3 protein-coding genes are annotated in these 6,405 nt (G+C 63.2%); 1 reads left to right on the top strand and 2 read right to left on the bottom strand.

Translation table 11 applies throughout. The features are described from left to right. Positions 1 to 611 precede the first annotated feature (611 nt). The gene (garD, locus tag WCB02_RS31615) at positions 612 to 2,153 is read left to right on the top strand and encodes a galactarate dehydratase (protein WP_423964356.1); all 1,542 of its coding nucleotides are present in this window, start codon (positions 612 to 614) and stop codon (positions 2,151 to 2,153) included. Here the strand turns inward: garD and WCB02_RS31610 are convergent. Both WCB02_RS31610 and WCB02_RS31605 read right to left on the bottom strand, forming a co-directional pair. Next, positions 2,131 to 4,668, bottom strand: coding sequence for a tetratricopeptide repeat protein (locus tag WCB02_RS31610; RefSeq protein ID WP_423964354.1), 2,538 nt, complete (start codon positions 4,666 to 4,668; stop codon positions 2,131 to 2,133). The genes garD and WCB02_RS31610 overlap by 23 nt on opposite strands. Before the next feature lie 401 nt (positions 4,669 to 5,069). Further along, on the bottom strand, positions 5,070 to 6,050 hold the full coding sequence (locus tag WCB02_RS31605) for a tripartite tricarboxylate transporter substrate-binding protein (RefSeq protein WP_423964358.1): 981 nt from the start codon (positions 6,048 to 6,050) through the stop codon (positions 5,070 to 5,072). Between the last annotated feature and the right edge of the window lie 355 nt (positions 6,051 to 6,405).

The raw sequence follows: 6,405 nt of genomic DNA, 5'->3' as shown, positions 1-6,405 counted from the left end.
CCCGATGATGAAGAGATCATAGGCGTCGGTGAAAAAGCCCATTCCCGAGATGAACATGATCTTCCAGTGCTGCCGTGTGATCTTGGACTCGTCCATCCGCAGCAGCATGTCCGCGTGATTGATTGAGGCATCCGACATGGGTTTCGTCCTCGCCCTGTGTGATGCTTGGAGAACTTGCCCGGCGTCATTTTGTTCAACGCGCCATTCGTTCAACACGCCATGTCGACGCAGGCTGGCGCCTGGATTAGGCATGTCATAAAACTTTCATCTCCGTGGATGGATCGAATTGCATGGATGGTCTATGAAACGATGCCGGGGCGATGAATGCCGGGTAGGGTTTCGCCGAGCAGTTGCTGAACAATTTGGTATTGGCTGCACCGGTCGTACAGGGCCTGTTGCCGTCACAATGATCTACCGACTCCCCCGAGCGGCGGCAGGGTTCAGCGCTGTTGTCGGCGGCGGCGCCAACGATCATCGGCTGTTTGGCATCCGCAACGGCGCGCGCTATGCTGCGCTTGAACAGCGCGCTGGTGCGAGAGCATTCAACGCGAGCCCCGAGGCCGCCGATTCCGCCCCCGGTGCGGAAACCGGGGTCTGAGACAGGAGCGCGCATGGACCAGAAGGTCGCGGCCACCGAGCAGCCGCGCTACATCAAGCTCAATGCGTGCGACAATGTGGCGATCGTCGTCAACGATTTCGGCCTGCCCGCCGGCTCGCGCTTTGCCTGCGGGCTGACGCTCGCAGCGTTCGTGCCACAGGGCCACAAGACCGCGCTGGTCGACATCGCGGAGGGCGCGCCGATCCTGCGCTATGGCGAGATCATCGGCCATGCGGCTTCGCGCATCGGCGCCGGCGAGTGGGTCGACGAAGCCCGCATCCGGATGCCGGACGCGCCATCGCTGGACGCGCTGGAGATCGCGACCGCCGTGCCGCCGCAGTTGCCGCCGCTCGAAGGTTACACGTTCGAGGGTTTTCGCAATCCCGACGGCTCGGTCGGCACCAGAAACATCCTCGGCATCAGCACCTCCGTGCAATGCGTCGCCGGCACGCTGGACTATGCGCTCAAGCGCATCCGCGCCGAGCTTCTGCCCAGATATCCCAATGTCGACGATGTCGTGGCCCTGACCCATGCGTATGGCTGTGGCGTCGCGATCACGGCGCCGGAGGCGATCGTGCCGATCCGCACCTTGCAAAATCTGGCGCTCAATCCGAATTTCGGCGGTGAGGTCATGGTGGTCGGCCTCGGCTGCGAAAAACTCAGTCCCGATCGTTTGCTGCCCGAAGGGGTCAGCGAGGGTATCGTGCGCATGCAGGACGAAGCGTTCGAGGGATTTGGCGCGATCGTCGATGCGATCGTCGCGATGGCCGACGCCAGGCTTGCGGTTCTCGACCGGCGCCGCCGCGAGACCTGTCCGGCCGGCGATCTCGTGATCGGCCTGCAATGCGGCGGCAGCGACGCGTTTTCCGGCGTCACCGCCAATCCCGCGGTCGGTTTTGCCGCCGATCTCTTGGTGCGTGCGGGCGCGACCGTGATGTTCTCCGAGGTGACCGAAGTGCGCGATGCGATTCAGCTTCTGACCCGCCGGGCGGTCAATGAGGATGTCGGCCGTGCGCTGGTGCGCGAAATGGCCTGGTATGACGCCTATCTCGCCCGCGGCGGCGCCGACCGCAGCGCCAACACCACGCCGGGCAACAAGAAGGGCGGGCTCGCCAATATCGTCGAGAAGTCGCTCGGCTCGATCGTGAAGTCGGGCTCGAGCCCGATCGCCGGCGTGCTGGCGCCGGGCGAGAAGGCGCGGAGCAAGGGCATGCTGTTCGCGGCGACGCCGGCGTCCGATTTCATCTGCGGCACGCTGCAGCTTGCCTCCGGCATGACGCTGCAGGTGTTCACCACCGGCCGCGGCACACCTTATGGTCTCGCGGCCGCACCCGTGATCAAGGTCGCGACCCGCAGCGAGCTGGCGCGGCGCTGGAAGGACCTGATCGATTTCGACGCGGGCCGGATCGCGACCGGCGACATGACGATCGAAGAGGCCGGCTGGGACCTGTTCCGGCTGATCCTGGATGTGGCCAGCGGCCGCACCAAACCCTGGTCGGACCGCTGGGGGTTGTTCAACGCGCTGACGCTGTTCAATCCGGCGCCGGTGACGTGACCCGGCCGCGATAGGCGGGATCGCCGATGCGGTTCAAGCCGAACTCATCGCTCCCGCCGCCCAGCTCCGCAAGCAGCGGTTCGAGCAGCGCACCGTAGGCGTGGCGCCGTCCGACTGAACTGGCGTAGATCGGCCTGCGAACCTGCGCGGCGCTCGAGGTGCGGACAACGCGCTCGGTGCGATGGAAGTCGAGACAACGCGCGTCCCAGGGCAAACCGCAATGCGCAAGGATGCGACGCGCCGCGGCTTCGAGGTCGGCGACCGTCTCCTCATAGCAGACGTCGAGGATGCGTCCTGACGGCAGCACGCGGTGCCAGTGGCGCATCAGCGCCGCGTAGCTGCGATGATAGCGCCCGAGTTCGGCGAGGTCATAGCTGTAAGAATGGCCTTCGGTGAAAAGCTTGGAAAAGCAGGAGATGCAGGTGTCCACGGGATCGCGGACGATGTGAATGATCGTTGCATTGGGAAGCGCAAGATGGATGAGGCCGGCGAAGACGAAGTTCGTCGGCATCTTGTCGGTGATATGGGATGCGGTCGGCGCCAATTGCCGCATCTCGGCAAGATAATGAAGGCCGAGCTCGCGAAACTGCTCGTCCGTCATCTGCAAGGCAATTTCGGGATAGTTTTGCGCCCCATGCATGCTCGATCGGATTTCGGAAAGGGCGCGTTCGAACAGCGTGAGCTCGCCGGCGCCAAATACCATCGGATGGCTTGCCAGAATCTGTTCGATCAGAGTCGTTCCGGAGCGCGGCATTCCTACGATGAAGATCGGCTGGGCGGAAGCCGCGCCGCTGCCGCGCCGGAAGCGGATGAATTCGGACGAGAAGACCTGCTGCGCGCAATCCATCTGGCCCAGCACAAAAGTCTCGTTGTAGTCGATGCGCGAGCGCTTCAGCCTGTTGCCGGCCAGCAATCGCCGGAATTCGTCCTGCTTCCGGTCCACGTCGCCGAGAGCCTTGGCGAGCGCGAAATTCAGGTCGATCTGCTTTCCGATATCAAGTGATGCCTCGTCGTCCGCCAAAGTCTCGAGCGCCGCAAGATGAGGATCCCCGGCGGAATATTTTCTCACATCCCCCAATTGACGATAATACTCCGGCGCGTGCGGAGCCAGCGCGATCGCCCGCTCGGCGGCCGCGCCGGCTTCGTTCAGTCGCCCGAGCTCGGTGAGAGCCACGCTGAGATTGTGGTGGGCGGCGGCGAAATTCGGCTTCAGTTCGATGGCTCGCCGGCTGAGTGCCTCCGCCTCCTCGGGTCTGCCCAACCTGTGGTGGATGCTGGCAAGAAGCGAGTGGGCGTCGGCGCTCATTGGCTTGAGCGCGAGCGCGCGCCGGATCACGGCCTCGGCCTCGTGATATCTGCCGAGTTCAACGAGCACACTTCCTAGATGACAGAGGGCGGTCGGGCTCTCCGGATTGAGCTCGACCGCGCGTCGGACCGCCGCCTCCGCCTCGGAGAGCCGGCCAAGGTCGGTCAGGACGGCTCCGAGATTGCAATAGGCGTCGGCATGACTCGGCTTGAGCAGGATGGCGCGCCGCAGGGTCTTTTCCGCTTCGTGGATCCGGTTCAATTTGTGCAGCAAACTGCCCAGGCCGTTGACCGCATCGGCACAATCATGATCCCGCGCCAGGGCCTTCTCGTAGTCCGCACGGGCGTCGTCGTATCGACCGAGCTCCTGCAGCAGATTGCCGCGATTGGTCAGCGTCGGTACCAGGTCGGGGCTCAAGGCCAGCGCCTTGCCGTAACTCGACAGCGCCTCGTCGGACCTCCCGAGTTCAGCCAGCACGACGCCGCGGTTGTTGAGCGCCGCGATCGAGGTGGGGTCCAGCGCGAGCGCCTGGTCATACTTCGCCAGCGCTTCGTCGAATCGATTCATCTCCTTCAACATCGCGCCGTAATTATTCAACGCCGCGACGAGGTTCGGATTCAGCGCGACCGCGGCTTCATAGGAGGCCAATGCCTCCTCGGTCCGGCCCAGCCGTTTCAGCGCATTGCCGCGGTGGTTGAAGGCGTCGGCATAGTTGGGCTTCACTTGCAGCGCGCGGTCATAGCATGCGAGCGCGTCATCGGGGCGATTGCGGATCTCGAGCAGGCTGCCACGGCCGTTCAGCGCCTCCGCATAGTCGGAATTCAGCGCCAGGGCTTGCTCGTAGCTCGCGAGCGCCTCGTCGGTCCGGTTCAGCGCTTTCAGGACATTGCCGCGATTATTGCAGCCTTCGGCGCTGCGCGGGTTGAGCGCGAGGGCGCTGTCGTAGCATGCGAGAGCCTGCTCCAGCTTGCCCAGACGCTCCAGCGACAAGCCAAGGTTGTAAAACCAGGCCGGCTGATTTCGATCCAGCTTGATGGCGCGGCCAATCCATTCTGCCGCGACTTCATAACTTCCGCGCTGATAGGCGATTGCGCCGATCAACTGAATTGCGTCGCGATGATCCGGCTCGATCGCCAGAATCTTCCGGTAATAAGTCTCGGCCTCGGCGAGATTTCCAGCCCTGTGGCGTTCGACGGCAGTTGCCAGCATGCCGGCAATGTCCGGATCAACAGTTCGATGTTCCGTTTTGGCGTTGGCGCGGCGTCGACGACGATTCATCCTGGCATGCTGAACGTTCGCGGAAGCGGTTGCATCTGCAGCCATTTGCTGATTCCGCGAATCGCGAGGTTCAATCATGAAACTAATGACGCCGCTGCGGTATGCGAGTTAAACTTTGTACAGGTGCGCCACTCGGAAACAAAGAGAAACAAATAGCCGCGATGACGGCAACCGGCGCTTGTATTGGTCAATCTTGCTGCCCGAAAACCAACGACAAGCTTCGCCGGAGCGTCGTTCGTCCGCGGCGTGGCCGTGCCGGCCACCTGCGCTATTGATGAGGCCCGTCACCGATGCCTCGAACGGCGCACTTGCGGTGCGGCACCTGGCCTCAGCTACTCCGGCGTGACATGCATCGCCTTCAGCGTCTGATTCCATTTCTCCACTTCCACCTTGAGAAACGCCCTCAACCCTTCTGGCGTGGCCAGATCGTCCGAAACGACGGTGATCGCGAGCTTCGCCAGTTGTTGCGACAAAGCCGGATCATGCAGAGCTTGCCGCAAAGCGAAGGCGAGCCTGGAGACAGCGTTCCGCGGCATTCCTCGGGGACCAAGCAGGGCGACCCAGACGCTTGTCTCGAGATGGGGAAGTCCTGCCTCGTCGCATGTCGGCAAGGATGGCAGCTGACGCAGCCTTTCACGGGCGGTCACGCAATAGGCGTTGATGTTTCCGGCCTTGATCTGCTCGGCCGTATTGGCGATCTGGTCACACATGAGGTCGACGTGGCCTGCCAGCAGATCGTTCAGCGCAGGATTCATTCCGCGATAGGAGACGGCGGTCATCGACGCACCGATGGCCCGCTCAAGCATCAGGTTGCAGAGATAGGATGCGCTGCCCCGTCCCGCATCGGCGAGATTGATGGTCTGTTGGTTCGCCTTGATGTAGGCGATGAGCTCATGCAAATCCCTGGCAGTGACTGCCTTCTTGGCGACGATGGCTTGCGGTGTTTCGGCCACCAGGCCGATCGGATCGAAGTCCCCGAGAGGATCATAGGTGCGGCTCTTGTAGAGCAGGGGCGCCGCCGCAAACGTGATGTTGTGCATCAGAAGCGTGTAGCCGTCCGGCGCGGCCTGGGCGACGCGGCTTGTACCAATCGTACCGCTCGCGCCCGCCACATTCTCGACCATGATCTGCTGCCCAAGTTGCCTGCTCATCAGGTTTCCGATCCAGCGCGCGAGCAGGTCCGAAGGGCCTCCAGGAGCGTTTGGTACGACGATGGTCACGACATGGGAAGGATAGTCCTCGGCGATTGCAGGGCATGATGCGATCAGAGCGAGAAGACCGAGCAGACCGAGCAGAACATCGAGCCAGCGCATGGCAATCACGATGCCCTCCTGAGGGCCGCGCCCTCCATCCTCATTCGCTCCCGGCAGCATCCGATCGCGGGCATCGGCCGCCGCGGCGCGCGCGGGTCGGCATCCTCGCCGGAGCCGCGCCATCGGCAAGTATGATTCGCGCCGCCTCATCGGCTCTCCTACGCGACTGGTGCGACATCGTAGCCGATCCGATCGACCATCTGGAAGTCGTCAGATTCGGCAATGTTGCTTGGGGTCAACGGCCGCCACCGCCTGCAGGTTGATGGCGCAGCCGGTCTATCCCCGGCTCCGGAAATACCCCGTGCGTTCCGGCACTTACGCTTCGTGCCTTGTGTGCAGGTTTTTGGACGCCGGC

It is taken from the genome of Bradyrhizobium sp. (genome assembly GCF_049581145.1).
GTDB lineage: Bacteria > Pseudomonadota > Alphaproteobacteria > Rhizobiales > Xanthobacteraceae > Bradyrhizobium.
The sequence above is the reverse complement of the archived record's forward strand: the minus strand, read 5'-3'. Positions and strand labels throughout refer to the sequence as shown.